Origin of the sequence: Dyadobacter sp. 3J3, from assembly GCF_009801115.1 — a bacterium.
Lineage (GTDB): Bacteria > Bacteroidota > Bacteroidia > Cytophagales > Spirosomataceae > Dyadobacter.
On the sequence record NZ_VTOL01000008.1, the window covers coordinates 26,722 to 53,501 of the forward strand.

Here is a 26,780-nt window from a genome sequence, read left to right on the forward strand (position 1 = left end):
GTTCGCCCGCTCCCTTACTGCAAGACATGGAAGATTTAGAGATCAACTTATCTATGAAGAATTTAAAATACGGTCAAATTAGAACCAGTCATTAACTGCATAAAGACTATGGAAAACAGCATTAATTTTATAAAAAAATCACCGTTATTGTTTTTAAGTACCATACTTTTCCTCTGCGCCAACTGGCCCGCCTTATCAGTTGCTCAAATACCAGCGTCTGTAACAGCTTCAAATAAAAAGGCCGTCCAGGAGGGATTTGATCATTGGGAGAAAGGTACTGGCAGTTTTTTCGACCTGCTGGCAAACAATATGCAATGGACCATCACTGGCACAACACCTTTTTCGAAAACATACAAAGGAAAGAAACCATTTATGGAAGAAGTGATTGTCCCGCTTAACGAACGTTTAGCTAAAAAGATCGTCCCGTCCGTCAGAGGATTATATGCCGACGGGGACATGGTCATAGCGCTATGGGATGGTAAAGCCACGGCCAAAGATGGCAAGCCATATAACGCTTCCTATTCCTGGTACATGCAGATGAAGGACGGAAAAATTGTGAACGTTGTCGCATTTCTGGACGGTATGGAGTTCACAAATATCATGGACCGGATTCCTGTTAAATAAATTATCCTTCATATTAATCAGACTTCGCACGATTCAGCTGTCCAGTCTAACCTGTTATATATTAAAAAAAAGGCTGCATACCCAAAATTAATGGCTTTTAATAAATTGGGAGCTCAATAAGGTCCAGTTGATCTTAATACATTACATGTGAGTGCTGGCGATATCGTATAATCTAAAATTATTCGACAATATTATTTTAAACACTCAATTAATATTAAAAATAGTACCCGTTGAATAAATGAATAATAAGGCTTTTATAGAAAAAATTTACAACCATATAAATCAAAATTTATGTCAATTATTAAAGTAAAATCGTTAGCCGGGATCGATGTTCCGGACAGCGCAATTGCCAATCAGGCGACAGAATTATTATTAGAACATGGAACGGATTTTATTTATAATCATTCCTTGAGAGTGTTCTTTTTCTCCTCGCTTAACGGGAAACGCAATAGTTTGGCGTATGACCCTGAACTCCTGTATGTATGTTCTGTATTTCACGATTTGGGTTTAACCAGGCATTACAGCAGTGATGATCTTCGTTTTGAAGTAGATGGTGCCAATGCAGCACGCGATTTTCTGAAAAGTCATGGGCTGCCAAAGGAAAAATTACAGCTTGCCTGGGATACCATTGCCCTTCACACCACCATAGGTATCGCTGAACATAAAGAAGCAGAGGTTGCACTGATGTATTCGGGAGTAGGCTTAGATGTTATGGGTGAGGGTTATGAAAATCTGAGCACAGCACACCGGGAGGAGATTATTAAGGCTTTTCCGCGAAATGAGTTTAAGAAAAATATTATTCCTACTTTTTTCAGCGGTTTCGAACATAAAACCGAAACTACATTTGGTAATATCAAGGCGGATGTATGCGCTTACATGATTCCTAATTTTCACCGTAAGAACTTCTGTGACTGTATACTGCATTCACCTTGGAGTGAGTAATTAATTCCAGTCTCTAATAGCGTATAAATAAGAGAAAACTGATTAACAAAAAACTGCTATGGGAATATTTGATGCTGCACGCAATAATAATGTGGTTGAAATTAAATCTTGTTTAAAGTATACTGAAATCAATGCAAGAGATGGCAGAGGTTCTACCCCGCTTATATTAGCCGCATACTACAACAATGCTGAGGCCGCAGAAGCCCTGTTAATCGCAGGTGCTGATATCGAACTTTGTGATAGAATGGGCAACACGGCACTCATGGGCGCCTGCTTTAAGGGTTATATCAGGGTAGCTCAACTTTTGATTCATTACGGAGCATCAGTAGAAACTGTTAATGGAAATGAGGCCACAGCGCTGACCTTTGCAGCGACATTTGGTCATGATGCATTAATTGAACTTTTACTGGCTAATGGCGCTAATCCACTAAAAAAAGATCTTTCAGGCCGAAACCCTATTGATCATGCCTTAATCCAGGAAAACGCCCAATGCTATGAATTGATGGTAGCCGCTACGAAATCCATGATAGCTGAATAATTATTAATACCAATTATTTTATTCAAAACAATAGTGATTATGAATTACAAACAAGATTTCAAGGAAAATATTCAGCAATCAGATAGTGACAGAACGCTGACTAACCGCCAGGGGCATCCGATCACCAATAATCAAAGCATGAAAACGCTGGGAAATCGTGGACCCGCTATTTTAGAAAATTATCAATTTCTGGAAAAGATCGCTCACTTTGACAGAGAACGGGTTCCCGAACGTGTAGTCCATGCCCGCGGAACCGGTGCTCATGGTATATTTGAAGCATATGGTACCGCGGGCGATGAACCTGTATCGAAATTTACACGTGCTAAACTTTTCCAGGAAAAAGGGAAACAAACACCGGTTTTTGTGCGTTTTTCGACCGTTATTCATGGTGGCCATTCACCGGAGACGTTAAGGGATCCACGAGGTTTTTCGGTTAAATTCTATACAGAGGATGGGAACTGGGATTTGGTAGGTAATAACATCAAGGTGTTTTTTGTCCGTGACGCAATTAAATTCCCCGATTTCATTCACTCACTCAAACCTGACCCAATAACAAACCGTCAGGATCCCGGCCGCATGTTTGATTTCTTCAGCAATTCACCTGAAGTAACGCACATGATTACCTGGATTTATTCACCCTGGGGTATTCCTGCTAATTATCGGCACATGCAAGGATCAGGCGTAAATACCTATAAATAGGTTAACAAAGCAGGGGAAGCGGTTTTGATCAAATACCATTGGGAGCCATTACAAGGTGTAAAGAATTTAACCCAGGAAGAGGCGAACCGTATTCAAGCACAAAATTTCAATCATGCCACACAGGATTTGTATGAAGCTATTCTAGTCGGCAATTTTCCGGAATGGGAATTAAGTGTACAGATTATGAGTGACCAAGAGCATCCTGAACTGGATTTCGATCCCCTTGATGATACTAAAATCTGGCCTAAAGAACAATTCCCCTGGCTTACTGTCGGCAAAATGACACTGAACAGAAATCCTTCAAATTTCTTTGCTGAGGTGGAGCAGGCCGCGTTCGGGCCTGGTGTATTGGTTGATGGACTTGATTTTTCAGATGACAAAATGCTGGTCGGAAGAACATTCTCCTATTCGGATACCCAACGGTATCGCATTGGGGCGAATTATCTGCAATTACCTATCAACGCTCCAAAAAACCATGTGGCAACCAATCAAAGGGATGGGCATATGACTTACCATATCGATGTTTCAAAGGAAGCAAATGCGCATATCAATTACGAACCTTCGAGTTTGAATGGATTAATAGAAGCCCCCCAAAAGGAAATTGACTATGAGCCTACTTATGTCGCAGCAAAAATTGTCCGTCAGACAATCGACCGAACTAATAATTATGCCCAGGCAGGAGAACTCTACCGCAGTTTTGAAGATTGGGAACGCAGTGAGCTTATCAGCAATTTTGTCAGCGCTTTGGCCCCGATAGCAAAATTTACACAAGACAAAATGATAGAACATTTCACCAAATGTGATGCTGATTATGGCAGACGTGTGGCAGAAGGCTTGAGGCAGAAGGCAATATTGTAGTCATATAAGCCAACGGAAGTATTGTTCAGGTTAACATTTAGTAGTAAAAGAAATTACAAATAATTAATAATTATCAAAATGAGAAATCAAAAAGTATGGTTCATTACCGCGGCAGCAAGGGGCCTCGGTTTTGAGATAACTAAGGCAGTATTGGCCTCGGGAGACAAAGTAATCGCCACAGTCAGGAATAATCCAAAAGAACTGGAAACTGTTTTAAATAATGATAATCTACACGTTATTAACCTGGATGTAACCGATGGTGATGGAGCAAAGACTGCGGTAGCCCAGGCAATAGAACAATTTGGCAGAATAGATGTTTTATTGAACAATGCAGGCTTTGGTTTATTGAGCGGAGTTGAAGAAGGCTCCGATGCAGAGATACGCAAGATGTTTAACACTAACGTGTTTGGTACACTCAACGTGATCCGCGCCATATTGCCTTACCAACGAAACCAGCGCTCAGGCCATATTATCAATATTTCATCCGTTGGCGGGCTGAAGGGTTCTGCCGGATGGGGTTTATACAGTGCTACCAAATTCGCTGTCGAAGGCTTTTCAGAGGCGCTTTATAACGAGTTACTCCCTCTGGGCATTCACGTTTCCCTGGTGGAGCCAGGTTATTTCCGCACTAATTTCCTGGATGGATCTTCACTGAACGTTTCAAAAAATATAATTGAAGATTATACCGAAACTGTGGGCAAAATGCGCAAGTTCGCTGCTGCTGTCAGTTATAATCAACCCGGTGATCCAAAAAAACTGGCAGCTGCAATAATTAAATTAGCAGCCTCGGCAGAACCGCCGTTACATTTACCTTTAGGTAGTGATTCCTTGAAGGCTTATCAGGCAAAAACGGCAGCATTCCAAAAGGATATTGATGCCTGGAAGGATGTGATCACAGGTACGGATTTCGATGACAATTAATTGTAATAATGAGCATAGGCACTGAAAACTCATGTATTTTCAGTGCCTTTTGGTGATAGAAGTGGTAATTGAAGTGTCTAAATACCACCCGATTGTCCGCAACAAAATTAAATGAATAAAAAAAGGCGATTAGATTATGCCAGCCACCGAAATGCCGACAATTCGCTATTGAATAAAAAAATAGATTGCTTTTTTAATGGCCGATTTGAATTCTATAACTTTATTGAGTGAAAAACTATATTACAATTCAGGATCTGTACAAAAAAATGGCCGTAAGGGACGGATGGCAAGATCATGATGTACGTCAATTTAATATTTTCAATTTGGAGAGTATTCCCGTTACTCATACCAAATCCCTTAACTATAACCGTCGCGAATACTACAAAGCAAGCCTAATGTCTGGCCATGCCAGGTTTCATTATGCCGATCAGTCATTTGAAATAAACGGACACGCGCTGATTTTCACAAATCCTATGCTGCCTTATAAATATGAACCGTTAGGGAAAGTACAGACTGGCTTCTTCTGCATATTTACGCCGGCTTTTTTTGGTCAACATGAGCATCTTGAGCAATATCCGCTCTACCAGTCAGCAAACAATGCTATTATTCGATTAAACGATCAGGAGTTCGATTATTATAATGCATTATTTAATAGGATATATAATGAAATTAAAAGTGATTATAATTTCAAGTTTGACTATATCCGTGCCTTATTAGCTGAGATTATTCATGATGCCCAAAAAAAGCAACCTGCTTTAGGCGCAGCGAATAAAGACTCCAATTCTTATGAAAGGATCACATTATTATTTAATGAGTTATTAGAACGACAGTTTCCGCTTGATATGGGAAATGAAAAAATGAAATTTAATATTCCATCCCATTTTGCAAGCCAGCTCAATATTCATGTCAATCACCTGAATAAAGTCCTTAACAAAACCGTTGGTCAGTCGACCACTCAAATAATTAAGAAGCGGATTATCCAGGAAGCTAAAATATTGCTTAAAACTACAAACTTGCCAATCAGTGAAATAGGGTGGAGATTATGTTTTGAAGAATCTAATCATTTTTCTACTTTTTTTAAAAATCAGGAAGGTTTGACGCCTAAACAATACCGACAATCCGACAGTGATTGATAAACGTACTTTCTGATTTCCTAAACGTATTAAAATTTCCATTTTACCAATGAATTTTGCAAACTAAATATTTTAATATGTGGACTAAAAATAACATGCCGGATCAAACTGGAAAAATTGCGATTGTTACGGGAGGAAATACAGGTATCGGTTATGAAACTGCTTTGGCATTGTATGAAGCAGGAGCACATGTAATTATAGCATGCAGAGATGCCGAAAGGGCGACAGAGGCCATTGACACTATGAAATCAACCGGAGGCAAAGGCAGTTTAGAATTCGGGTTGTTGAATTTAGCCAATCTAGGCGCCATAAAGTCATTTGCCGAGTATTTCAAGCAAAAACATCAACGATTAAATATGCTGATCAATAATGCAGGCGTGATGATGCCACCCGCCAGTAAAACTGATGACGGCTTTGAGCTGCAGTTCGGCGTTAATTTTATCGGGCACTTCGCTTTAACAGCACATTTATACCCAGTCTTAAAAAGCACGGCGCACTGCAGGGTAGTAAGCGTAAGTAGCGGAGCGAGCACGTTTGTGGATCATATTGATTATGATAATCTTAAACTCGAGAAACCTTATGAAGAAATGCGAGAATACGCAACGAGTAAATTAGCTAATGTTTATTTTGCTTCCGAACTTCAGCGTCGCGCTCAACCTTTCAGCAACCTAATGTCCAACGCTGTACATCCGGGTGTTGTGTATACAGAATTACAAAGGCACATTCCCAAAGATCAGTTAGAAATTGCCTTCTCAAAATATAAAAAGGTGTCTGACCCCTGGCAGGGGGCATTGCCAAGTTTATTTGCGGCAACCTCCCCATCTGCATCAGGAGGTGCTTACTATGGGCCGGACGGAGAAAATGAGCAATCCGGTTATCCTGCTCTTTCCCAACGTATAACCCCGGCAATGAAAGACGAGTCCAAAGCTGCCGAGTTATGGAATTATGCTGAAGAAGTGACCGGTCTTAAATTTCCATATTAAATTCATAAAATAAAAAAGCAATAGGTTAATAAAAATTTGGTTATGTCCTGTTTAATCAGCAGGTCATAACTGATTTTTAATAACCCTTAACCATGTAGAAAAACGTTCATTTCATGTAAAAAAACAGGATCGAGGCCAGATGAATAAATTCTCCCATTGGAATTCTAGAATTCCCTCGTACAAACAAATCTCCACGATCTGACTAAAAAAATGGTCAACGAATATAACTATAATTTAAAAGATTGATTGAATGAATATTGGTGATCACCTCTATTTACTTAATGTGCTGCTTAGCAAAGTTTGAAGTTATACAACGTATAATTTATAAACAATTGATGAACAACTTGCTCAATTTTAGTTGCTTTAAGATTACCAAATTCTGGAATTGTTATGATGACCAAGCTAGAAATTGCTTTATCCTTTTGTATATTCTCAGCCTGAGCGGAATTTAGGAAACTTAGTCTTGCTTGTTTTTTGTATTTTGCATTTCATCTACTTCGAAAAATAAATGTTTGATCTTAAATTCAATATATGTTTGAAATTTTTCGAAAATATTTAGGAGATAAAACCACTTTATCAAATCAGGATTACGCGTTGATAGAATCACTTTGCATAATTAAAAAATTGCGTAAAAATCAGTATATTCTTCAATCCGGAGATGTATGGAAATATGATGCTTTTGTTTGCCGAGGGTTGTTAAAAATGTATTATTTGGATGTCAAAGGACAAGAGCACATTATGCAGTTTGCACCAGAAAATTATTGGACTGGCGACAGGGAAAGTATGGATACTGACCTGCCTTCAAAATATAACATAGATGCCATCGAACCAAGTGATATTTTACTGATTGAGAAAAATGATTTTGAAATGCTCAGAAAGACAATTCCTGAGTTTAATAACTTTGTAAATCAAACGATCAAGAAAAATGTTCAGACGTTACAGGGAAGAATTCATACAAGCATAACTCTGAGTTCAGAAGAAAAATACAACAACTTTCTTAAACAATTTCCTGACATTGCCAGCCGCGTGCCATTGCATATGATTGCCTCTTATATTGGAATTTCCGCAGAAACATTAAGCAGAATCAGAAGCCAGTCTGCCAAAAAATAACCTGATTTTATTGACTACATCTTGACAAATGTCAAGATTTTTTTCCTTCAGATGTCATTGGCCAGGCACGCCAATACCCGCACCTTTGTATCGTTCAATGTCGGATTAAAGTCCGGTAAATAAGAGCGAAGAAAATATTACATAAAATTCCCACATGGAATTTTATAACAACAATTTAACTACAATAACATGAAAACGATTGGCATAATCGGCGCAGGAAACATTGGAAAAACTGTCGCCACACATTTATTAAAAAACGGCTTTTCTGTGCTCATCAGTAACAGCAAAGATCCTGAGTCTTTAAATGAAACCATTTTATCCCTGGGAAAAGGAGCAAAAGCAGTAACTGCCATAGAAGCCGCCAGCGCAGATATGGTAGTATTAGCGTTGCCATGGTCACAAGTTCCAACACTAACAAAAATTACTGACTGGACCGGCCGTATTATAATTGATGCAACGAATCACTTCAAGCCCGATTTTCAAGTTGAGGATTTGGCTGGGCGTGCTTCCAGCGAAGTGGTGCAGGATTATCTTCCCGGAGCAAAGCTTGTCAAAGCTTTTAATACCTTGTTTTTCAAAGTACTTGAACAAAATCCGGTGACAGAAAATGGCCACCGTGTGCTTTTTATGTCAGGTGACGATACGCAGGCCAAAGTTCAGGTAAGCGAAGTTATTGAAGCAATAGGTTTTGCGCCGGTTGACTTAGGTTCGTTAGCCGTTGGCAGTAAACTTCAACAGGCAAAAGGTCTGCTGTCCACCTTGAACCTTGTTAAATTTTAACGAAATGAAAAAGAACAAAATTATTTATTGGGCGTCGACTGGTATTGTTGGGACCATGATGCTTTTTACCGCTTTCAAATATCTGACAAATCAGGAAATGAAGGAAGCTTTTGTACACCTTGGTTTCCCGGATTATTTCAGGATCGAATTGGCCATAGCAAAAATTATCGGAGCTATTCTGGTGCTGATTCCAGCAATTCCCAATCGTATTAAAGACCTGGCTTATTTTGGTTTTGCAATGGTATTTATTTCTGCGGTTATCGCGCACAGCTCACTTGGTGATCCGATCATAGCATCAATAATGCCGCTGGCATTTCTGGGTATACTTTCGGTTTCCTATTTTAATAACAAAAAGGTGCTTAATCCGCTGTAAGGTGGGGATAAACAACGAAAACAGCCTCGAAACAGGTGGCTGTTTTCTTCAAAAAACAAAAAAAGCAATGATCCGAAGTAATAAATACAAAATCAGTCTTGAACAGATTTCATCTGCACAAGAAGGTCCAGCATTACACGCGCCGGTCACGATAGAAATTTAATACCATGATGAGCTTTTCGAAATAATTGAACAAATCAAGAGCAAAAAAAATACTCGAAGATTTCACCGCGCAGCCGCTTTTGCTATTGGACTTAAAATGTTTGCGCAGGAACTGATTACGAAGAAAAGCCATTTGCTTTTTACGGATATCATGCCGGCGTTTGTAACTTTTGTACGGCGATTTAAAACCTATCAGGGGTAAAATACCGCAACATTGTTATCAACAGTTAAATAATATTTAAATTTTAAAATAAAATCGAATAATACTTGCACACTAAACATTGAGCTATTACCTTTGACTCATCAGATGACCAGATGAACACATGACAACGCCAATCATTCGTAAAAGCCTATCAGAAGAAGTTGCAGAACGCCTGCAAAACCAGATACAGTCCGGGAGCTACAAACTCGGTGAAAAACTGCCTTCTGAGCCTGAGCTCATGAAAGAATTTGGTGTAGGGCGCTCCTCGATTCGTGAAGCGATTCGAACACTTGAAAACTATGGAATTCTGAACGTCCAACATGGCGTGGGCAGTTTTGTCGCTTCTCAAAAAGGAATCAGTGAACCATTATCCAAAAGACTGCAAGGTGCCAAAGAAAGTGACATGCAGGAAGTAAGAGAGCTTTTGGAAATAAAAATTGTGGAAAAAGCAGCGATCAACCGGACCGATAAGGACATTACAAAAATTACCAACTGCCTTAAAATAAGAAACAAAGCAGCAGACGAAGAAAACCTTGAACAATGGCTCGAAGCAGATATTGCCTTTCACATCGCTATCGCCGACGCCTGTAAAAATCCAGTTTTAACTGAGCTCTATAAAACTTTTGCGGAACAGCAGCTAAAAAGCTCTATTGCCGAAAATTACGCCGGAAATATTTCCATGCATCGTTTTACAGAACTCCATGAGCTTCTTCTTAAAAGCATAGAGCAAAAAAAACCGGAGATGGCAGTAGACGCTATTTTGAAAATGAGAAATAAAGATTAAAAAAATTTAAACTAACTCATCAGATGAGCTGATGATTATAGTAAAATGAAAAAGACCACGCTTCTTTTCCCGGGACAAGGCTCACAAAGACCAGGTATGCTTCAAGCACTTGATACGACTGACCAGATTACGGCTGAAATCTTTGCGCAAACCCTGGAAATACTTAGTGAACCCGCAACGGTACTAGATGGTGAAGATAAATTACAGTCAACAGTCTATGTCCAGATCTGTCTTCTCATAGCAGGCGTTATCAGCGGCAAGCAGTTATTAGCCAGCGGCGTAAAACCAGATTTTGTGGCAGGACATTCGGTCGGTGCTTTTTCAGCGGCTGTCATCAGTGGCGTTTTATCTTTCAAACAAGCGCTGGCACTGGTAAAAAACAGGGGAACGCTAATGGAAAACGCTTACCCTAAGGGTTACGGAATGGCGGCTTTGGTCGGACTGCCTCTACCATCATTAAAAAAGCTCCTATCTGCTCATAACGAAAGCCAGGACACCATTTATCTGGCCAATATCAATACAGCAGATCAGCAGGTCATTGCCGGCAGACTCGATAGCATTCAACGATTCATTGAAAACTTAAAACAAAACACCGGTATCCAAAAAGCCAGAGTACTGAATATGTCTGTGCCTTCCCATTGTGTGCTGCTGGAAGATGTTTCAAGAGCTTTAAAAATACAGTTGGACGAGTTAATTCTGGGTAAGCCGGTTTTTGGTTATGCTTCCAACCACAGTGGCAGGCTGCTAAAAACATCGGTGGCTATCCGTGAGGATTTATGGAAAAGCGTCGCTTGCACTGTGCAATGGCATGATGCAACTACGCTGCTCTATGAACTTGGCACCAGGATATTTATTGAAACAAATCCCTCGGGTGTACTATCCAAAATGGCCGAATCTGCTTTTGCTGATGCTGATGTATTAGCCGTTCAAGAGTCAGGCGCAGGTCCGGTCAGCTGGTTATGGAAGCGTTTTCAGGCGGAGTAAATATTAATTAGTCATATTACAATTTTCAAAAAAAGGAGGTCAAAATGTCAACTAAATCATGGACAACCAAACGGGATGAAAAAGCCCGTAGAATTAAAAGTATAGCGCATCTTACAGAGGGCGCAGTACTGAAAAAAGAGAACATCGTTGAAGCGCTGGAACACCTGATCAGGCCGGGCGACAAGGTGGTACTGGAAGGCGATAATCAGAAACAGGCTGATTTTCTTTCACAGGCACTGGTACAGGTTAGTGCCGAAAAGGTCAATAAGCTACATATGATCATGTCGAGTATTTCGCGGCCGGAGCATTTGGATATTTTTGAAAAAGGAATAGCGGAAAAGATCGATTTTTCCTTTGCCGGGCCGCAAAGTCTGCGCGTTTCGCAGATGCTGGAAGACGGAATTTTAAAGATCGGCGAAATCCATACCTATCTGGAATTATACGGACGTCTTTTTGTGGATCTGATTCCAAATGTCGCATTGGTCGCGGCCGATAAAGCAGACCGTTTCGGAAATCTTTATACTGGTCCCAATACCGAAGAAACGCCTGCAATTGTAGAGGCGACCGCTTTTAAGGACGGGATTGTCATTGTGCAGGTCAATGAAATTGTAGATGAGCTGCCCCGCGTTGATATCCCGGCCAGCTGGGTTGATTTCGTCGTGGAATCCGACAAGCCGTATCAACTCGAAGCACTTTTCACAAGAGATCCAAAGCATATCACAGAGCTTCATATCTTGATTGCGATGTTGACGATCCGTGGGGTTTACGAAAAACACCAGGTAAAATCGCTGAACCATGGTATCGGATTCAATACTGCGGCCATTGAACTTCTTTTGCCTACTTACGCTGAAAAATTGGGACTGAAAGGAAAAATCGCAAGCAACTGGGTCCTGAATCCGCACCCAACTTTGATTCCGGCGATTGAAAGCGGCTGGGTTGACACGATTCACTGTTTTGGTGGTGAAGTCGGAATGGAGCAATATGTAGCGGCAAGGCCTGATGTATTTTTTACAGGAAAAGATGGCTCGCTTCGTTCAAACCGTGCTTTTGCGCAGGTTGCTGGGCAGTATGCCGTGGATATGTTTGTAGGCTCAACGCTGCAAATGGACAGAAATGCAAATTCTTCGACCGTGGTTTCAGGAAGATTAGCCGGTTTTGGCGGAGCGCCCAATATGGGCCATGATCCGCACGGAAGAAGACACTCCTCGCCTGCCTGGCTGGATATGATCACCTCGAAAGATCCACTGGCAAAAGGCAGAAAACTGGTAGTTCAAACAGTAGAAACATTCCAGAATGGCAACACGCCCGTTTTTGTGGAATCGCTTGATGCAGTTGAAGTAGCCAAACAGGCTAATCTGGCTATTGCTCCGGTGATGATTTATGGCGATGATGTTACGCACGTGGTGACAGAGGAAGGTGTTGCTTACATCTACAAAGCCGAAGGAGAACAGCAGCGTCGTGATGCGCTCAGTGCAGTAGCTGGAGTTACATCCGTAGGAACCCAAAGCAACGCTGCAACGATCCAGACGCTGCGTGAGAAGGGAATTGTAGCTTATCCTCAGGATTTGGGAATTGCACGGACCGAAGCCAAAAGATCACTTCTGGCTGCCCAAAATGTCCAGGATCTTGTCGAATGGTCCGGTGGATTATATAACCCACCGGCAAAATTCAAAAATTGGTAAGCAAAGCCTCACTGGCAACCAAGACTTAAATACCAAAGACCATGACTACGATCAAAGACAGTATTACGTCAGAAATCATAACGGTAAAACTTTCGCAGCTGGCAACGCAGGCGCTGATAGAGGAAGTAAATCTTTCACCCAAACCAGGACTCGTTGATCGCTTTAACAACGGAACACACCGCGATTTGACACTGCAACTCATGGAAAGATCAGCCTATGCGCTGCAAGACAGCTTCCGGCAGATGGCAGAAGCAGCATGGAATAAAAATCCATCTCAGCAGCTCAGGGAGCAACTTGCGGCCATTGGGCGCTATGGGGAAGAAAAGATGCTGAAAGCCACAGGAAATATTAATACGCACAGAGGGGCGATCTGGGCAATCGGGCTTATAACCGCAGCAGCCTCCATTGAATTATCTAAAAAGGAAGCGATTGATTTCGATTTGAGTGAAATTCTGGCAACAGCCGGACAGATCGCTTCCTTTGAAGACAGGTATCTTCCAAAGCAAAATACGAATGGAAGCAGCGTACGTATAAAGTATAGCGTCAGAAGCGCCAGAGAAGAGGCGCAGCTTGGATTTCCTTCCATAGCCAAAACCGCCCTGAATGCCTGGAAAATGTATGACCACTGTTCTTCTGACACACTGCGACTGCACGTGCTACTGGCTTTAATGTCACAGGTTGATGATACCTGCATTCTACACCGCAGTGATATGCAGGTGCTTAAAGAAATCCAGTACAGATCAAAATTCATACTTCAAAACGGAGGATTAACTACCCGGCAAAACTGGCATTTATACTTTGATCTGGATGATTATATCACCCATCACTGGGTATCTCCTGGTGGAAGCGCCGATCTTTTAGCGGCGACGATCTACCTTCAAAAAATTAAACAATACTTTTAAAATTCAAGGATATGGAATCGTTTTCATTCAAATACCCTGCTACCAAAAACATTAGCCAAAGGGCACATATTGGTGTGGTGGGTTCGGGCGATCTTGAAATACTGATCAGCCCATCAGAAATTGATCAGACAGAATTTGTTATTCGAACCGCGTCTGATGGTTTTAAACAAACCTGGAAGGCTGTGTTCGACCGGTTTACCGCTTTGAACGATTTTAAAGCAGTGATTACCATCAATGATTTCGGAGCAACACCCGGCGTGGTCAGTCTTCGTCTTGCCCAGGTTATAGAAATTGCAAATCAAAATTAAAAAATCATGCAGAACAGTTTTGTTGAGTTAAAGGGCCGTGAACGCGCTCTTGCTCTTTTGGATAAAGGAAGTTTTACCGAGCTTTTAGGACCTTTTGACGGCATGGAGTCCCCCCATTTGGCACCTCAGGGCATCGTTCCTGAAAGTGATGACGGAATGATCATCGCAAAAGGTACTATCGGTGGGCAGTCCGCCGTGATACTCTCAATTGAAGGCGCCTTTCAGGGCGGCGGTATCGGTGAAGTATGCGGAACGAAGATTTCAGCGTCTTTAGAACTGGCACTTAAAGACAATAAAAACGGCAAAAAAGTGATTCCTGTCATCATTTTCGATACGGGCGGCGTCAGACTTCAGGAGGCCAATTACGGTCTTTTGATCATTTCGGAAATCCAGTCAGCCATCGTGGCCCTGCGTGAATATGTGCCTGTAATCGGTTTGATTCCGGGTAATGTCGGCAGCTTCGGAGGCATGTCCATCACGGCTGCTCTTTGCTCAGAGCTGATCATGACCAATGTGGCAAGATTTGGCCTGAACGGCCCGGAAGTAATCGAACAGGAAGCGGGTGTGCAGGAATTTAATTCCCGTGACAGAAGACTGATCTGGGATACGATTGGTGGTAACGCACGTTTTGAAACCGGGCTCGTTGACCAGCTTGTAAAAGATGATATTGACGAATTCAAGAAAGCCATTCTCAAAGCGGTTGATAAAAAGAAAGCAGTTCCTCGCACCCAGCAGATCGGGCGCTTTTTATCTCTGGTCAATCAGCTTGATCCTTCCAAAAGAAACAGCAAACAGGATATTATCAAACTTCTTGAAACGCAGATAAAAGAAACACCTGCCATTGCAGACGCAAAAACACCCAGCCGCGGCAGAACCTGGTTTAAACAGTTTACCCAAAATGCAGATTCTGTAAGCGATTTCCCAAGTGTACTTGTTGCAGACATTTCATTTTTTGACCAGCCTACCCGCTTTATCGCAGTGGTACCTAATGCATCCAACCGTTTCCCAAGAGCAGCGCACGGAGAAGTCGGGCTTCAGGAGGGATGGGTACTTGCCAAATATATCCGCCAGGCTATTGAGGAAGATGCTGGTAAAGAGATCAAAAGAAATATTGTGGCGGTCATTGACGTGCCGAGTCAGGCCTATGGATATAACGAGGAACTTGCCGGCATCCACTACGCCTGTGCTGCCAGTGCAGATGCTTATGCGAGTGCCCGTTTGGCAGGTCACAGCGTGACGGGAATCATCGTGGGAAACGCAATTTCGGGTGCATTTCTGGCGCACGGACTGCAATCCAGCCGTCTGATAGCGCTCAATGACAAGGCTATCAATGTACAGGCCATGTCAAAACAATCAGCTGCGCGCATTACCAAACGCAGCATTGCAGAACTCGAAGAAGCAACGCGGAAGGTGCCTGCGATGGCTTATGATATCCATAATTATTACAGTCTGGGTGCACTCGATCTTTTGATTGACGGAGTAAATGCAGATGATCCTACACCAGAAAATGTGAAGGAAGTATCACTTAAACTGATTGAAGCTGTCAATGCAGGTGACCGCACGCTTTCGCGCCGCCTTCAAACCGAACCAGCGGTTTCAAAAGGAAGAGTAAGCTCTATCAAGGTCCGTGAAAAACTGGCAAAACAGTGGAACTAAGCGCGCACGATCTGCTCAAAATAAAAGCAGCGGAGGATCTTCAAACCGATACTCCGCTGCCTGATTGGGCTATTAAATCATTAAAGCTGGCACCTTACGTGGTTGTCAGACGGGCAGATACTAAAAACGGACTTATTCCGGTTGGTATCCGCGGCTCCCAAAGAGGACAGCGCATTGCGGCTTGGGTTCAGGCTGAAAACGTAACCGAAGTGATCACGCCTTACAGACTGACAAATCCGGATTGCTGGAAGGTTAATTATGACAAAAACCCGCCCGAAGCAGTCTATTCTTTAAAGCAACTCATTTCTGTTTTTGAAAAAACTGCACTGAACTGGGGACCAACCGGTAGTACCGCTTTTGAACTTGCCAGTGGAGTTAAAACCCTGAAAGACAGCAGTGATCTTGATCTTGTCATTCAAGTTCCAAATCCGCTCAGCCAGAAGGACGCGCAGGCTTTACTTAAAAAACTCCGGAAGCTTGCAACGGTGCAGCTGGATGTTCAATTACTTACGCCTGTAGGAGGCGTTTCGCTGGCAGAATTTGTGGGAGCAGAAACAGTTCTTGTCAAGACCAAAAGTGGCCCGCTACTGTCAAAAATATCTGAATTATGGATTTGACAGAAAAATGCAGATTTGACGCAGTTGAAAATACAGGACTGAGAATCTTTTTAATAACTCAGCGTGGTCAGTTGCTTATCAGGCAGTTAAACTTTAATTACCATGCCTTCGCCTTGCAAAAAGTGCTTTAAGAAAAATGTAAAAGACCGGTTTATCCTGCTGACCATACTGGTTTTAGCCGGGCCAATCCTTTACGCGCAAACAGCAGTTTCCAGGAATTCTATTGAAAAGCCAGCCGTTGATATTTTGAAAAAATTAAAAGTATCAGGTACGATCAGGACACGTTACACGGCGTCTTTTAACAAAAATGTTGGTATAGATGCCCGCCAGCATAGTTCCGGTTCTGATCAGTACACCGCTAATGCATTTACCATTCCGCAGGCGCGTATTGTTTTGTCAGGAGATCTTACAAAAAAAATGGACGTGTATGTGCGGGTGAACTTTGCTGATTTTGCAAATTCCCCGCAAAGCCGTGTACTTGAATATGCCTACACAACCTATCATTTTAACCCATACCTGAATTTTCGTGCTGGTGTTTTCAGGCCTTATTTTGGAAGAGAAGATGATGTGGCCACCGATTTTTTAAAATCTTTCGACTATTCCAATCAGTATACCGCCTTCGACGAAAACGGATGGATGAATTATCAGATGGGGATTAGTCTGTCGGGTGACATTAAGGCCTTCAACATTCTGGTAAAGTATTTTGCAGGCATTTACAATGGTAACCGGCGAAACAATTTCACCGATAATGACAACGGTAAACAGATTCCTGCCCGGCTCGAATTTGACTTCACGCCTGATTTTCAACTGGGTCTAAACGGTGGTTTTGGAAAAGATGAAGGCAATAAAATCTCAGCCTGGGGACTCGATATTAATTATGAAAAACAACTGAACAAGCGCTGGCGGATGGAAATTGAATCCGAATTCAAACAGGGAAATAATCAGGCACTTTTCCTGAACGAGGCAATTGCCGGAAAAACGGTCGGAGACTATATGATGCGTGGACTTTATATTCTTCCCAGTATCCAGTACCACCTGAACAGCAAAGAGATCAAGGGATTAGAAGCATCTTTTAAATACGAAACATTAGACCCTAACTTTAAACAAAATGGTAATCTGCACCGGGCTTATGTGCCCATGTTAGGCCTGGATGTGACCGAGCAATATGCAGTCCGGATTCAGATCGGTGCGGTCATCGAACGCTATAACCACAACATTGAAAACACAACCCAGTACAATTCCTCCCGCTTTATAACGCAGCTGCAAATCCGGTTTTAACAATCAAAAATTTATGGACTTGTTTCCCGACCAGACTATGAACATTCAAAAAGAAAATACACAAACAGCGACCATAAAAGATTCTCTGGAATTTTTCCCGGTCGCCCTATTCGGCTCGACAGTTGCAATAGCCGGATTATCTATTGCTTTCAAGCAATCATCCGTACTTTTCGGCTTACCACCCATCGCAGCTCAAAGCATCGGTGTGCTGGCCTGGATCTTATTTATTTTCCTGACCATACTATATCTTGCCAAGATATTCCGGTTTCCAGACTCGGTCAAAGCAGAACTTACCCACCCTGTTTCTGCCAATTTCCTGGGGACTTTTTTTATCTCGGCTGTTCTTTTGTCCTCGATTGCGATTCCATTTTCTTTGGATCTCGCCCGCATTACCTGGATATCAGGCACGACGGGCGGAAGCATTTTTATGTTTGTACTGACTTACAGATTATTCAAGGGAGAATTAAATGTCCTGGACGCTGTACCACCCACCCTGATCCCGGGTCTTACAGTTTTGAACGCTGTGACAGCCGGCGTGGGCATGAAGCTGGGGATTATTGAAAATGAGACAGGCACCATCCTGTTTTCACTGGGAATCGTATACGTAATGGTATTTTTTGTGATCATAGCCTACCGGCTGGTGCACAGAGAACCGATCCGGATTTTTTTAAAACCAACATTACTATTGATGTCAGCACCTTTCACAGTCGGATTTCTAAGTTATGTAAGCCAGGTTAAGCACGTTGATCTTTTCGGATCAGCGCTTTTCTACTTTGGTTTTTTCATCTTCATTGTTTTATTCTTCATCGTTTTCACCAAAGGCCTTCCATTTATGATTTCCTGGTGGGGAGCCTGCTTTTCGACAGGTGCTTTGACAAATGCTTCACTTCGTTATGCAATATTAAGCCAGGATTTGATAGTTAAAGGCCTGGCCGGATTTATGCTCGCGGCGGCTTCGGTACTCATTCTAAGTACGTTTTTACTGACGCTCAGATTACAGATAAATGGAAAGCTGTTAAGACCATAACTTGGATTTCATCATTTTTAAGTTAATTCTATTATTGGTCGTATTTAAGCTGAATCAATATCCGATTCTGGCCGTCGCCTTGCCCCTTAGTTCAAGCCATTGTCCAGCGGTACAGCACACTATTTTTGTTCAATTTTGGATCTTCGGTTACATTTTCGTCGCATAGATTATTTACGAACTTTTGAAGTAAGAGCAATTGATTTTTTGGTAAATCATAAATGGAACCATATAGCTCAGAAAGATCATGACCATCAGGAGCTGCCTCTTGATCTGATAACTGCCATCTGGAGGATACAAAAAATCCCTTTCCACGTGTAGCGTCAATATAGCCCATCACTTTTAAAGAATTATAACCCTGTTCTATGGTTGCCCTGGAAACATTCAAATACGCACTTAACTGATTAATTGAAGGGAGAGCATCCCCTTTAAAAATCATTTGCTGCGCTATTCCTATTAAAATAAAATTCGCAATCTGTTTATACACGGGTACGGGTGATCTTTTTACCACAGTTATGTTTTGTATCCATCGGAAATTATGCAAAAAGCTGGTTTTTTCTTCGTTCTTCATTTCAATCATATTTAACCTGATCGTCTTTCATAAAATGCCAAATCTATTGCTACGCAAAGGCTTCCGGGTGTTTTCATTTAATTATGAAGTCACCCGGAAACTGTATATACCTAATGCCTGAAAAGGCCGCCTTCCTATTTTTTTGCTTTAAATCTGTAACTGCCCGAACCGATTTTAAAAATAGACTTTCCGTCCTTCTGCTCTACAAACACAATGCCCTGCTGACCTGAAACAGGTTTGTCTCCCTCTGTCACTTTTGATGGATCCGGTGAGGGAATGTATATTACCGCTGAACTATTAACAGGGATTTCGACATTCATTTCTGTCATATTATCCTTTATCTCACATTGCACGCTAATTCTTCCATAAGGAGAATCATAATGTGTATCCACAGAAGTAATGTCTCCAACCAGCTCAGGATGAATGATAACTTCTTTGCTCGCAACAGACGAAGGCGCATCCTGAATGCCGGACAATCCGCTGTAAAACCACTCCATCAAATGCCCCAGCATCATGTGATTGTTTGAGGCATTGGTGTTGGCCTGCCAGGACTCTGTCAATGCAGTCGCTCCTTTTTTTAACTGATAACCATAACCCGGGACGTCAGTTCTGCTATTCATATCATAGATAACTTCGCTGGCACCCGCCTGTTGCAGTGCAAGCAACAGGTAGCGAAAACCTACATCACCGGCACTGAGACTGTTGTTACGTGCCCTTATGCCTGTTATCAGACTTTGGGTAACGGCCTGCTGGTCCTTCGGTTCAACAAGTCCCATGTAAAGAGCCATAGCATTAGCGGTCTGGCTGTTTGTAGCATAATTCTTAACTTTTTCGTTAAAGAATTTCTTATTGAAAGCCTGTTTGACGATTTGCGCAATCCGCTCATAATTTTCAGCTTCACCGGACTTACCAAGTAATTTAGCCGTTTGTGCCATGATTGATAAATCATAGTAATATACCGCAGTTGCAGTAACACCTGCTGGCGTAAGCTGTGGGCTACCCGGATCTTTTGGACCAAGGTCATACCAGTCCCCCAGGCCATGCATCAGAATTCCGTCCTTACTTTTACTTTCCAGGTAAGAAATATATGCTCTCATCATCGGATAACTTTCAGTCAGCAGCTGTTTATTGCCATACCATTTGTATAAATACCAGGGCAGGATCACGCTGGCACTGCCCCATTCGGGAGAATCGCGGAAAGCTCCGGGGAAACGGGGATATTCAGGCGCTACACTTGGAATTAATCCCTCTGCGGTCTGCGACTGCTGCATATCCTGAACGATTTTAGCAAAGTATCGGGACACATCATATTTGTAGTGCATTGAACTTCCCATCAGATGAGCCACCTCGAGCCAACCGAGCTTTTCCCTGTGGGGGCAATCTGTAAGTATACTCGCCATATTGCTTCGGATACTCCAGTCAATGAGTGTGTCGATTTCATTAAACAGCACACTTGAACTGGAAAATGAACCTGCCTGAGGAGCGGAAGCGCGGGTATGCAATCCTTTTACATCTTCAATTACTGGCAATCCTTCCGGATTAGGCTCGTCCACTGGAACTGCTCCCTCAATCTGAATATAACGAAATCCGTAATAAGTAAACTGGGGATGCCACGTCTCAGACTGCTGGCCATTTGGGGCCGTTCCACGCAGTGTGTACGTAAAAAAAACAGGGGATCCAACAGCCTGCTGGTTTGCTAACTTATCGCTGGTGAGCAGTTCGGCAGGAGTAATTTTGACGCTGGCTCCCCTCTTGCCCTTTACGGTCAGTTGCGGAAAGCCTGATATATTCTGTCCCAGGTCATAAACCCATATTCCTTTTTTAGGATTAACAGGAATTTTAGCTGTAAAAATCTCATGAATTTTAATTGGATCCTGCAACTGTGATGACAAACGAGGTGGCCCCTGGACCGCTACCGGCGTTTGCCATGTCTGATCATTGAATCCGGAACTCGTCCAGCCGGATTTTTCCAATGTTGCATTATAATCTTCTCCGCCAAAAACACTACTGAAAGTTATAGGGCTTTGGGTAGCTTTCCATGTCAGGTCACTGACGACATTTTCGAAACTTCCGTCTGTATATTCCAAGAGAATTTTCGCAATAAACATTGGATAACCATAACTGACCACCAGTTTTTTATACCGCTCATTGGGAATATTGTAAAAACCATTGCCCAACATTACGCCAAAAGCATTCTCACCATTTCTGATCTGACTGGTGAGATCAAAAGTTACATACTGAGCCACTTTCGAATACTCTGTCCAACCCGGGTCCAATACATGATCACCCACTTTTTTGCCGTTTAGAAAAAACTCAAACTGGCCAAGTCCGGAGATGTAGGCAGTGGCAGCTTTTATTTTTTTTCGAACCAAAACCTGCCTGCGAAACTGCGGTAAAACGTTGCTGGCCGGAGCCGGCTTGCCGATCAGTTTATCAAATGAATCTATACCGGGCACAATGCGGTCTGTTTCAGCTATTTTTTCCATCCCGATCCATTGCGCGTTGCCCCAGTCTGTTTTATCTGGCAAGCCCATTCGCCAAAAGGCCGGCTGGCTCCACTCTGAGGGCTTGCCCGCTTTATCCCAGGCCATTACCTTCCAGTAATATTTTCTACCTGGTTTTAGATTGGCTCCTGAGAAAGCTATTTGAATGGATTCATCCGACAATTGCTTTCCTGAATCCCACAGGTTGCCTTTTGCGGCATCCAGTTGCTGGGGTGAATCCGCAACCAGTATCCGGAATGCTGTTTGCCGCTGTCCGCGCTCCTTGGATAAAAGCTGCCAGCTCAGCTGTGGTTTGGCTGTTTCGATGCCCAAAGGGTTCTCAGCATCTTCGCAACGCAGATGATGCACTTTTAACTGTGCAGATACAGAGGTAGCCCATATGCTTAACAACAGTAAAATCAGAGGTAGTCTCATTATAGTTTTCAATATTTTGGCAAGATAAAAGCATAACAAATAAAGGCACCGTTGCTATGAAAACAAATCTTTCATAATAGTCTCTATTCGTAGTCACGCGTCATTTTTAATTAGTAACCAGGATTTTGTTCCAATGATAAATTGATCAACAACTCATTTTGAGGAATTGGAAATATAAGCCGGTCCTGCGTTACATTGTATACATTACCGGTCAGATAGGGACGAATAGCCTTTTGTTTGGCCCCATAAGCCGTCATAACCGGGATTGCCTGACCCGTGCGCACAAGGTCCAGCCAACGGTGATTTTCAAAGGCCAGTTCGACCCGACGCTCTTTTGCAATGGCTATCCGCAGGTCGGCCTGTGAATTTGCCGTGGTAGCAGAAAGTTTTGCGCGCGTACGCACCTGGTTGAGCAGCACAATGGCATCAGCCGATTTATTCTGCTCATTGAGGCTTTCAGCCAGCAGTAGCAATGCATCGGCATAGCGGTAAACCGGCCAGTTGTCATTCGTGTTGTTAAACTGAGCGTGTGGATGAAGATATTTTTTCACAAATGGCTGCGCCACTACCTCACCAGCCGGATTAATGTAACTGTCGGCTACGGAAGCAGCTTTACGCGTATCACCGGATTCGTAAGCGGCAAGCAAGTCACTGGTAGGAATATTCCAGTCTCCCAGGTTCTGGCTGTTGCCTGTTTGTCCGGTGATGTTTTTGGTGTCGGTAACGCCTGGAGCAAACTGATATGCGAAGTTGCTTTGAACACCCTGAGTACCTTGCAGATACTGCACTTCAAAGATTGATTCAGCATTATTTTTATTGGCTGGATCGAAGATCGATGCATAATCAGGCAAAAGGCTGTATCCCAGCGCCGTCACGTCCTTAAGAACCTTCTCAGCTTCGGCATACTGTTTTTGAATCATATAATAATAACCCAGCAGCATTTTAGCTGAGCCCTGCGTCACCTGGCCTTTTATTGATTGGTTTTTTGGAAGCAGGGTCGATGCATCGGTAGCATCGGCCAGAATTTGTTTGTATACATCAGCAGCCGACGAGCGCGGTAAATTTGCTTCGGCAACTGTTCTCACTTCTTTCAGTTGCAGAGGTACGCCGCCAAAATACTGCACCAGATCCAGATAGTAGAACGCCCGAAGAAATTTTGCCTGGCCTTTCAGATTACTTTTGACATCGGCACCGATATTGGCTGCGTCGATCCTTACCAAAACAGCATTTGCTTTGGCAATTCCCGAATAGTTATTGATATACTTATTGTAGATATAGCCATTGGTCGCTACATCCGTAAACGTATTAATATTTTCCTTGTCTGTAATTTGTCCACCCCGGTTGCTGCTGTTGAACAGATAATAGGTATTATCCGAGCGCATCTCGCCCATCACATAGGCATCATTGTAAAGCCCCTGCAAAGGGCGGTAAATGCCGGTAACAGCTTTTGTAAAATCATCCTCAGATTGAAAAAAATCGGCTTCTGTGACACTGGTCTTCGGAGTCAGCTCCAGAAAACCTTTTTGACAAGAACTAGCCCCTAAAAGCACCAGCCCGGCCATCAGCAATTTTATTTTCATAATTATAGTATATTAGAGTCGATAGAATAATCTTATTTCAAATTCACGTTGATACCAAAACTGATCGTGCGTGGTACCGGATAGGAAGTATAGTCTATACCCTGCGTCAGTCCGTTTGTGCCACTGTCATTTACTTCCGGGTTAGCTCCTTTGTAACTGGTAAATACAAATGCCTGCTGCACGCTTCCATAGGCCCGGATGCTTTTGAAATAGTTATTTTTGGTAAGGGGAATGGTATAGCCCAGGGTAATGTTTTTGATGGTCAGATAGCTGCCGTTGCTTACCCACCTTGAATTGGTATTCCGTGCAAGCGGAGTGCTAACAACGGCCCTTGGGTGAATCCCGTCGCCCGGGTCCTGTTCTGATTTCCAACGTCTGGCCACATCTTTGGTCACATTAAAAACGCCATCCAGGTTCTGGATATATTCCAGAGTCCGGTTTTGAATATCATTACCGTATTGCCCGGCAATAACCGTACTAAAATCAAAGTTACCATATGAAAGATTGTTGGTCATCCCGAACATAAATTTGGGATTCGGATTTCCAATAATGGTCTTGTCAGCTACCGTAATAACCCCATCCCCATTGATATCAGCATATTTCACAGTACCCACTGTGGATGGCCCGTCACCACCCAGGTATTTGGGCGAAGCGTCAAGGTCAGCCTGCGTTTTGTAAACCCCAAGAAATTTATAACCAAAGAATGACCCGATAGCGCTGCCAATCTGAATAATGTTCGGGCCATTGGCATCACCCCTTGGCAGAGCCGGATCATAAGGCCCCAGATTCAGGACGTTGTTCTTGATAAAGGTGATATTGAAATCTGTGGACCATTTAAGCCTCCCTACCAGGTTCTGCGTGCTGACAGCAAATTCATGTCCCTGAAATTCGAATTTTCCTACATTATCAGTTATGGTAGCAAATCCTGACTGACGCGGTACACCCACATTCAGCAGCATGTCGGAGGTAGTTTTATGGAAATAATCGTAGGTCAGAAAAATTCTGCCTTTCAGAAGGCCGATGTCAAGGCCGACGTCAAGTTGATTAGACTTTTCCCAGCTCAGATTATCATTACCAATGTTAGATATAGTCGTACCATTGAACAATACACCGTTGAAGGGGTAGTTAGTAGCACCGGTACGCGCAAGATATCCATAATTACCAATGTTGAAATTACCATTGAGGCCGTAACCAGCCCGAAGCTTCAAAGTTGAAATAGCCGGAATTTTAGTCATAAAAGATTCATCTGACACATTCCAGCCAACAGACACCGCCGGAAAATTACCATACTTGGTATTTGGTGCGAACCGTGAGGAACCATCACGGCGGAATGAAGCAGAAAGAAGATACTTCCCTTTGTAATTATAGTTCAGTCTGGATACGAATGACACCAGAGACCATTCCTGCAAATCAAAACTTGGGGAGAACTGCGTACCCGCATTCAGGGTCTGCACTTTATCGTTGGCAAAGCCTGTGGCACTGATATTGCTGAAATCCTGACGAAATTTCTGGGCGGTATATCCGGCCAGTACATCAAAATTATGGTTTCCAAAAGCGCGTTTGTAGGTCAGGGTGTTTTCGGTCAGCCAGGAATAAAAAACGTTGTTCAACTGGGAAGCACTTGTCTGAATTGGTGGTGCAGAAAACAGGCTGCCCGAGGTTGAAGGCGTGAAATTATTGAATTGCTGATTGGTATAATCAATATTAATGGATGACTTGAAATTCAGGTCTTTTATGATTTCCAGTGTCCCGTAAGCGTTCGCTAAAATCCGGCCTGTGCGGTTGCTGTTTTTGACCTGTTGGACCACATTGTACCAGTTAGGATTAGGAAACAGACCGGGTGATGTGGCCGTGAGTGGAATTGTCCCGTCTGGGTTTATTGCGGGTGCCAGCGGTGAAGTGGCAATGGCACTCTGGATAATACCTCCTCCGAAAATATTTCCATCTGTATTCGGGGCTTCGTTGGTAGCAAAGCTTGGCGCAAGATTTACACCAACAGTAACTTTGCTGTTGACCTTATAATCCGAATTAAGACGAACCGAATAGCGTTTGTAGTTGGAATTCAGCAGAACGCCGTTTTGGCTGATATATCCTACGGTAGCTGCGGTGCTGAGCTTTTCTTTACTGCTGGCCAACGATAAACTGTAATTCTGTATGGCCGCATCCCTTAAAAGCAAATCATACCAATCAGTCCCTTTTCCGGCATATTGAGCAGGATTTTGGTACTCAACAGGAATGCTTGTTGCCTGGCCAAGCCGAATTTTCTCCTGAAAAACTTCATTCTCGTACTGAGCAAATTCCTGGGCGTTCATCATATCCGGCCGGCCGCGCTGCGGCACCTGCTGAACTCCGTAACTTGCGTTAAAGCTGATGGTGGACCGCCCGTTTGGAGCTCTTTTTGTTGTAATCAGCACTACCCCATTGGAAGCTCTTGACCCATACAAGGCAGTTGCTGATGCATCTTTCAGGATTGAAAATGTTTCAATCTCATCAGGGTTAATGTTGCTGATATCGCCCACAATCGGAAAGCCATCCACTACATAAAGCGGCTGACTACTTCCGCTGATCGAAGCAGCACCACGAATCCGTATTGACATACCTCCCCCAGGAACGCCGGTTGTCTGTGAAATCTGAACACCTGGCGTTTTACCCTGAAGTTTCTGTGCAAACTGCGTCACCGGAATGTCTTTGATTTCACTGGCACTAATGCTGGTTACTGCACCTGTAACATCAGCTTTTTTCTGGGTCCCATAAGCAATCACCACGACTTCGTTTAGCGCCTTGACATCCGGAATCAGGGTCACAGTCAGATTAGTTCTATTGTTCAGAGTCAATTCCTGGCTTACATAACCTATGAATGAAAATATCAGTGTTACATTCTGATCGGGCACGCTCAACTCGTAGTTACCGTTGGCATCGGTAATCGAACCGCTTGTCGTTCCTTTAATAGACACATTAACACCTGGCAATCCAGCGTCATTATCCGATGCCAGCACCCTTCCAGTGACACGGATTGGTGTCTGAGCAGCCACCTGTCTGTCTGCCCCAAAGACCAGAAACCCGGCAAGCAGCAGCCTGTAAAATAGCATCAGCCTCCTTTGGCGACAGGATAGCGCCACATTTGATTTGTCGATTTGTTTCATAGTATAAC

At 42.9% G+C, this 26,780-nt stretch carries 23 protein-coding genes and 2 pseudogenes; 21 read left to right on the forward strand and 4 right to left on the reverse strand.

Annotated elements, in window-relative coordinates; all coding sequences use genetic code 11:
* Positions 1-108 precede the first annotated feature (108 nt).
* From FZF08_RS17590 to FZF08_RS17685, 21 genes and pseudogenes are all read left to right on the forward strand, one after another.
* On the forward strand, positions 109-624 hold the full coding sequence (locus FZF08_RS17590; protein WP_200837117.1) for a nuclear transport factor 2 family protein: 516 nt from the start codon (positions 109-111) through the stop codon (positions 622-624).
* Positions 625-915: 291 nt separating this feature from the next.
* A complete protein-coding gene (locus FZF08_RS17595; RefSeq protein WP_159471150.1) occupies positions 916-1,566 on the forward strand; it encodes an HD domain-containing protein in 651 nt (216 codons plus the stop codon).
* Positions 1,567-1,624: 58 nt separating this feature from the next.
* Positions 1,625-2,104, forward strand: coding sequence for an ankyrin repeat domain-containing protein (locus FZF08_RS17600; protein ID WP_159471151.1), 480 nt, complete (start codon positions 1,625-1,627; stop codon positions 2,102-2,104).
* A 39-nt stretch (positions 2,105-2,143) separates the two neighbouring features.
* Positions 2,144-3,364 (forward strand): annotated as a pseudogene (locus FZF08_RS17605) (catalase); the annotation flags it as partial.
* 6 nt (positions 3,365-3,370) lie between these two features.
* Positions 3,371-3,661, forward strand: coding sequence for a catalase-related domain-containing protein (locus tag FZF08_RS32210; protein ID WP_310590604.1), 291 nt, complete (start codon positions 3,371-3,373; stop codon positions 3,659-3,661).
* Positions 3,662-3,739: 78 nt separating this feature from the next.
* Positions 3,740-4,582, forward strand: a complete 843-nt coding sequence (locus FZF08_RS17610; protein ID WP_159471152.1) for an oxidoreductase — start codon at positions 3,740-3,742, stop codon at positions 4,580-4,582.
* A 227-nt stretch (positions 4,583-4,809) separates the two neighbouring features.
* Complete coding sequence (locus tag FZF08_RS17615; RefSeq protein WP_159471153.1) at positions 4,810-5,715, forward strand: AraC family transcriptional regulator; 906 nt, start codon at positions 4,810-4,812, stop codon at positions 5,713-5,715.
* 77 nt (positions 5,716-5,792) lie between these two features.
* Positions 5,793-6,698 (forward strand): oxidoreductase, encoded by a 906-nt coding sequence (locus tag FZF08_RS17620; protein ID WP_159471154.1) that lies wholly within the window; start codon positions 5,793-5,795, stop codon positions 6,696-6,698.
* Positions 6,699-7,229: 531 nt separating this feature from the next.
* Complete coding sequence (locus FZF08_RS17625; protein ID WP_159471156.1) at positions 7,230-7,808, forward strand: Crp/Fnr family transcriptional regulator; 579 nt, start codon at positions 7,230-7,232, stop codon at positions 7,806-7,808.
* Positions 7,809-7,997: 189 nt separating this feature from the next.
* A complete protein-coding gene (locus FZF08_RS17630; RefSeq protein WP_159471158.1) occupies positions 7,998-8,588 on the forward strand; it encodes an NADPH-dependent F420 reductase in 591 nt (196 codons plus the stop codon).
* 4 nt (positions 8,589-8,592) lie between these two features.
* A complete protein-coding gene (locus tag FZF08_RS17635) occupies positions 8,593-8,961 on the forward strand; it encodes a DoxX family protein (protein ID WP_159471160.1) in 369 nt (122 codons plus the stop codon).
* Positions 8,962-9,139: 178 nt separating this feature from the next.
* Positions 9,140-9,325, forward strand: a pseudogene (locus FZF08_RS32320) (DUF3861 family protein); the annotation flags it as partial.
* 121 nt (positions 9,326-9,446) lie between these two features.
* Positions 9,447-10,109: a FadR/GntR family transcriptional regulator gene (locus FZF08_RS17645; RefSeq protein WP_200837118.1), complete on the forward strand. Its 663-nt coding sequence runs from the start codon at positions 9,447-9,449 to the stop codon at positions 10,107-10,109.
* 45 nt (positions 10,110-10,154) lie between these two features.
* Positions 10,155-11,093, forward strand: a complete 939-nt coding sequence (locus FZF08_RS17650; protein WP_159471162.1) for an ACP S-malonyltransferase — start codon at positions 10,155-10,157, stop codon at positions 11,091-11,093.
* 44 nt (positions 11,094-11,137) lie between these two features.
* On the forward strand, positions 11,138-12,775 hold the full coding sequence (gene mdcA, locus FZF08_RS17655; RefSeq protein WP_159471164.1) for a malonate decarboxylase subunit alpha: 1,638 nt from the start codon (positions 11,138-11,140) through the stop codon (positions 12,773-12,775).
* A 41-nt stretch (positions 12,776-12,816) separates the two neighbouring features.
* Positions 12,817-13,677, forward strand: coding sequence for a triphosphoribosyl-dephospho-CoA synthase (locus FZF08_RS17660; RefSeq protein ID WP_159471166.1), 861 nt, complete (start codon positions 12,817-12,819; stop codon positions 13,675-13,677).
* Positions 13,678-13,688: 11 nt separating this feature from the next.
* Positions 13,689-13,985 carry a malonate decarboxylase subunit delta gene (locus FZF08_RS17665; protein WP_159471167.1) on the forward strand — a complete coding sequence of 99 codons (297 nt, stop codon included), beginning with the start codon at positions 13,689-13,691 and terminating at the stop codon, positions 13,983-13,985.
* Between the two features lie 6 nt (positions 13,986-13,991).
* Positions 13,992-15,641: a biotin-independent malonate decarboxylase subunit beta gene (locus tag FZF08_RS17670; RefSeq protein WP_159471168.1), complete on the forward strand. Its 1,650-nt coding sequence runs from the start codon at positions 13,992-13,994 to the stop codon at positions 15,639-15,641.
* Positions 15,632-16,258 (forward strand): malonate decarboxylase holo-ACP synthase, encoded by a 627-nt coding sequence (locus tag FZF08_RS17675; protein WP_159471169.1) that lies wholly within the window; start codon positions 15,632-15,634, stop codon positions 16,256-16,258. Before FZF08_RS17670 ends, FZF08_RS17675 begins: the two co-directional genes overlap by 10 nt.
* Positions 16,259-16,360: 102 nt before the next feature.
* Positions 16,361-17,536, forward strand: coding sequence for a porin (locus tag FZF08_RS17680; RefSeq protein ID WP_159471170.1), 1,176 nt, complete (start codon positions 16,361-16,363; stop codon positions 17,534-17,536).
* A 13-nt stretch (positions 17,537-17,549) separates the two neighbouring features.
* Entirely contained in the window at positions 17,550-18,563 is a 1,014-nt protein-coding gene (locus tag FZF08_RS17685; protein WP_159471171.1) for a C4-dicarboxylate ABC transporter, read from the forward strand.
* 91 nt (positions 18,564-18,654) lie between these two features.
* Here FZF08_RS17685 and FZF08_RS17690 read toward each other — a convergent pair whose 3' ends face one another.
* The 4 genes from FZF08_RS17690 to FZF08_RS17705 all read right to left on the reverse strand — a co-directional run bounded on the left by FZF08_RS17690 (position 18,655) and on the right by FZF08_RS17705 (position 26,772).
* On the reverse strand, positions 18,655-19,131 hold the full coding sequence (locus FZF08_RS17690; RefSeq protein ID WP_159471172.1) for a GntR family transcriptional regulator: 477 nt from the start codon (positions 19,129-19,131) through the stop codon (positions 18,655-18,657).
* A 134-nt stretch (positions 19,132-19,265) separates the two neighbouring features.
* Positions 19,266-22,049 carry an alpha-L-rhamnosidase gene (locus FZF08_RS17695; RefSeq protein WP_159471173.1) on the reverse strand — a complete coding sequence of 928 codons (2,784 nt, stop codon included), beginning with the start codon at positions 22,047-22,049 and terminating at the stop codon, positions 19,266-19,268.
* Positions 22,050-22,159: 110 nt separating this feature from the next.
* Entirely contained in the window at positions 22,160-23,629 is a 1,470-nt protein-coding gene (locus tag FZF08_RS17700) for a RagB/SusD family nutrient uptake outer membrane protein (RefSeq protein ID WP_159471174.1), read from the reverse strand.
* 32 nt (positions 23,630-23,661) lie between these two features.
* Entirely contained in the window at positions 23,662-26,772 is a 3,111-nt protein-coding gene (locus tag FZF08_RS17705) for a TonB-dependent receptor (RefSeq protein WP_159471176.1), read from the reverse strand.
* Between the last annotated feature and the right edge of the window lie 8 nt (positions 26,773-26,780).

What these genes read in the sequence shown, in the direction of transcription:
- FZF08_RS17590 (WP_200837117.1), top strand. Translation starts at nt 109, where the DNA reads ATGGAAAACAGCATTAATTTTATAAAAAAATCACCGTTATTGTTTTTA.
- FZF08_RS17595 (WP_159471150.1), top strand. Translation starts at nt 916, where the DNA reads ATGTCAATTATTAAAGTAAAATCGTTAGCCGGGATCGATGTTCCGGAC.
- FZF08_RS17600 (WP_159471151.1), top strand. Translation starts at nt 1,625, where the DNA reads ATGGGAATATTTGATGCTGCACGCAATAATAATGTGGTTGAAATTAAA.
- FZF08_RS17610 (WP_159471152.1), top strand. Translation starts at nt 3,740, where the DNA reads ATGAGAAATCAAAAAGTATGGTTCATTACCGCGGCAGCAAGGGGCCTC.
- FZF08_RS17620 (WP_159471154.1), top strand. Translation starts at nt 5,793, where the DNA reads ATGTGGACTAAAAATAACATGCCGGATCAAACTGGAAAAATTGCGATT.
- FZF08_RS17625 (WP_159471156.1), top strand. Translation starts at nt 7,230, where the DNA reads ATGTTTGAAATTTTTCGAAAATATTTAGGAGATAAAACCACTTTATCA.
- FZF08_RS17630 (WP_159471158.1), top strand. Translation starts at nt 7,998, where the DNA reads ATGAAAACGATTGGCATAATCGGCGCAGGAAACATTGGAAAAACTGTC.
- FZF08_RS17635 (WP_159471160.1), top strand. Translation starts at nt 8,593, where the DNA reads ATGAAAAAGAACAAAATTATTTATTGGGCGTCGACTGGTATTGTTGGG.
- FZF08_RS17645 (WP_200837118.1), top strand. Translation starts at nt 9,447, where the DNA reads ATGACAACGCCAATCATTCGTAAAAGCCTATCAGAAGAAGTTGCAGAA.
- FZF08_RS17650 (WP_159471162.1), top strand. Translation starts at nt 10,155, where the DNA reads ATGAAAAAGACCACGCTTCTTTTCCCGGGACAAGGCTCACAAAGACCA.
- mdcA (WP_159471164.1), top strand. Translation starts at nt 11,138, where the DNA reads ATGTCAACTAAATCATGGACAACCAAACGGGATGAAAAAGCCCGTAGA.
- FZF08_RS17660 (WP_159471166.1), top strand. Translation starts at nt 12,817, where the DNA reads ATGACTACGATCAAAGACAGTATTACGTCAGAAATCATAACGGTAAAA.
- FZF08_RS17665 (WP_159471167.1), top strand. Translation starts at nt 13,689, where the DNA reads ATGGAATCGTTTTCATTCAAATACCCTGCTACCAAAAACATTAGCCAA.
- FZF08_RS17670 (WP_159471168.1), top strand. Translation starts at nt 13,992, where the DNA reads ATGCAGAACAGTTTTGTTGAGTTAAAGGGCCGTGAACGCGCTCTTGCT.
- FZF08_RS17680 (WP_159471170.1), top strand. Translation starts at nt 16,361, where the DNA reads ATGCCTTCGCCTTGCAAAAAGTGCTTTAAGAAAAATGTAAAAGACCGG.
- FZF08_RS17685 (WP_159471171.1), top strand. Translation starts at nt 17,550, where the DNA reads ATGGACTTGTTTCCCGACCAGACTATGAACATTCAAAAAGAAAATACA.
- FZF08_RS17690 (WP_159471172.1), bottom strand. Translation starts at nt 19,131, where the DNA reads ATGAAGAACGAAGAAAAAACCAGCTTTTTGCATAATTTCCGATGGATA.
- FZF08_RS17695 (WP_159471173.1), bottom strand. Translation starts at nt 22,049, where the DNA reads ATGAGACTACCTCTGATTTTACTGTTGTTAAGCATATGGGCTACCTCT.
- FZF08_RS17700 (WP_159471174.1), bottom strand. Translation starts at nt 23,629, where the DNA reads ATGAAAATAAAATTGCTGATGGCCGGGCTGGTGCTTTTAGGGGCTAGT.
- FZF08_RS17705 (WP_159471176.1), bottom strand. Translation starts at nt 26,772, where the DNA reads ATGAAACAAATCGACAAATCAAATGTGGCGCTATCCTGTCGCCAAAGG.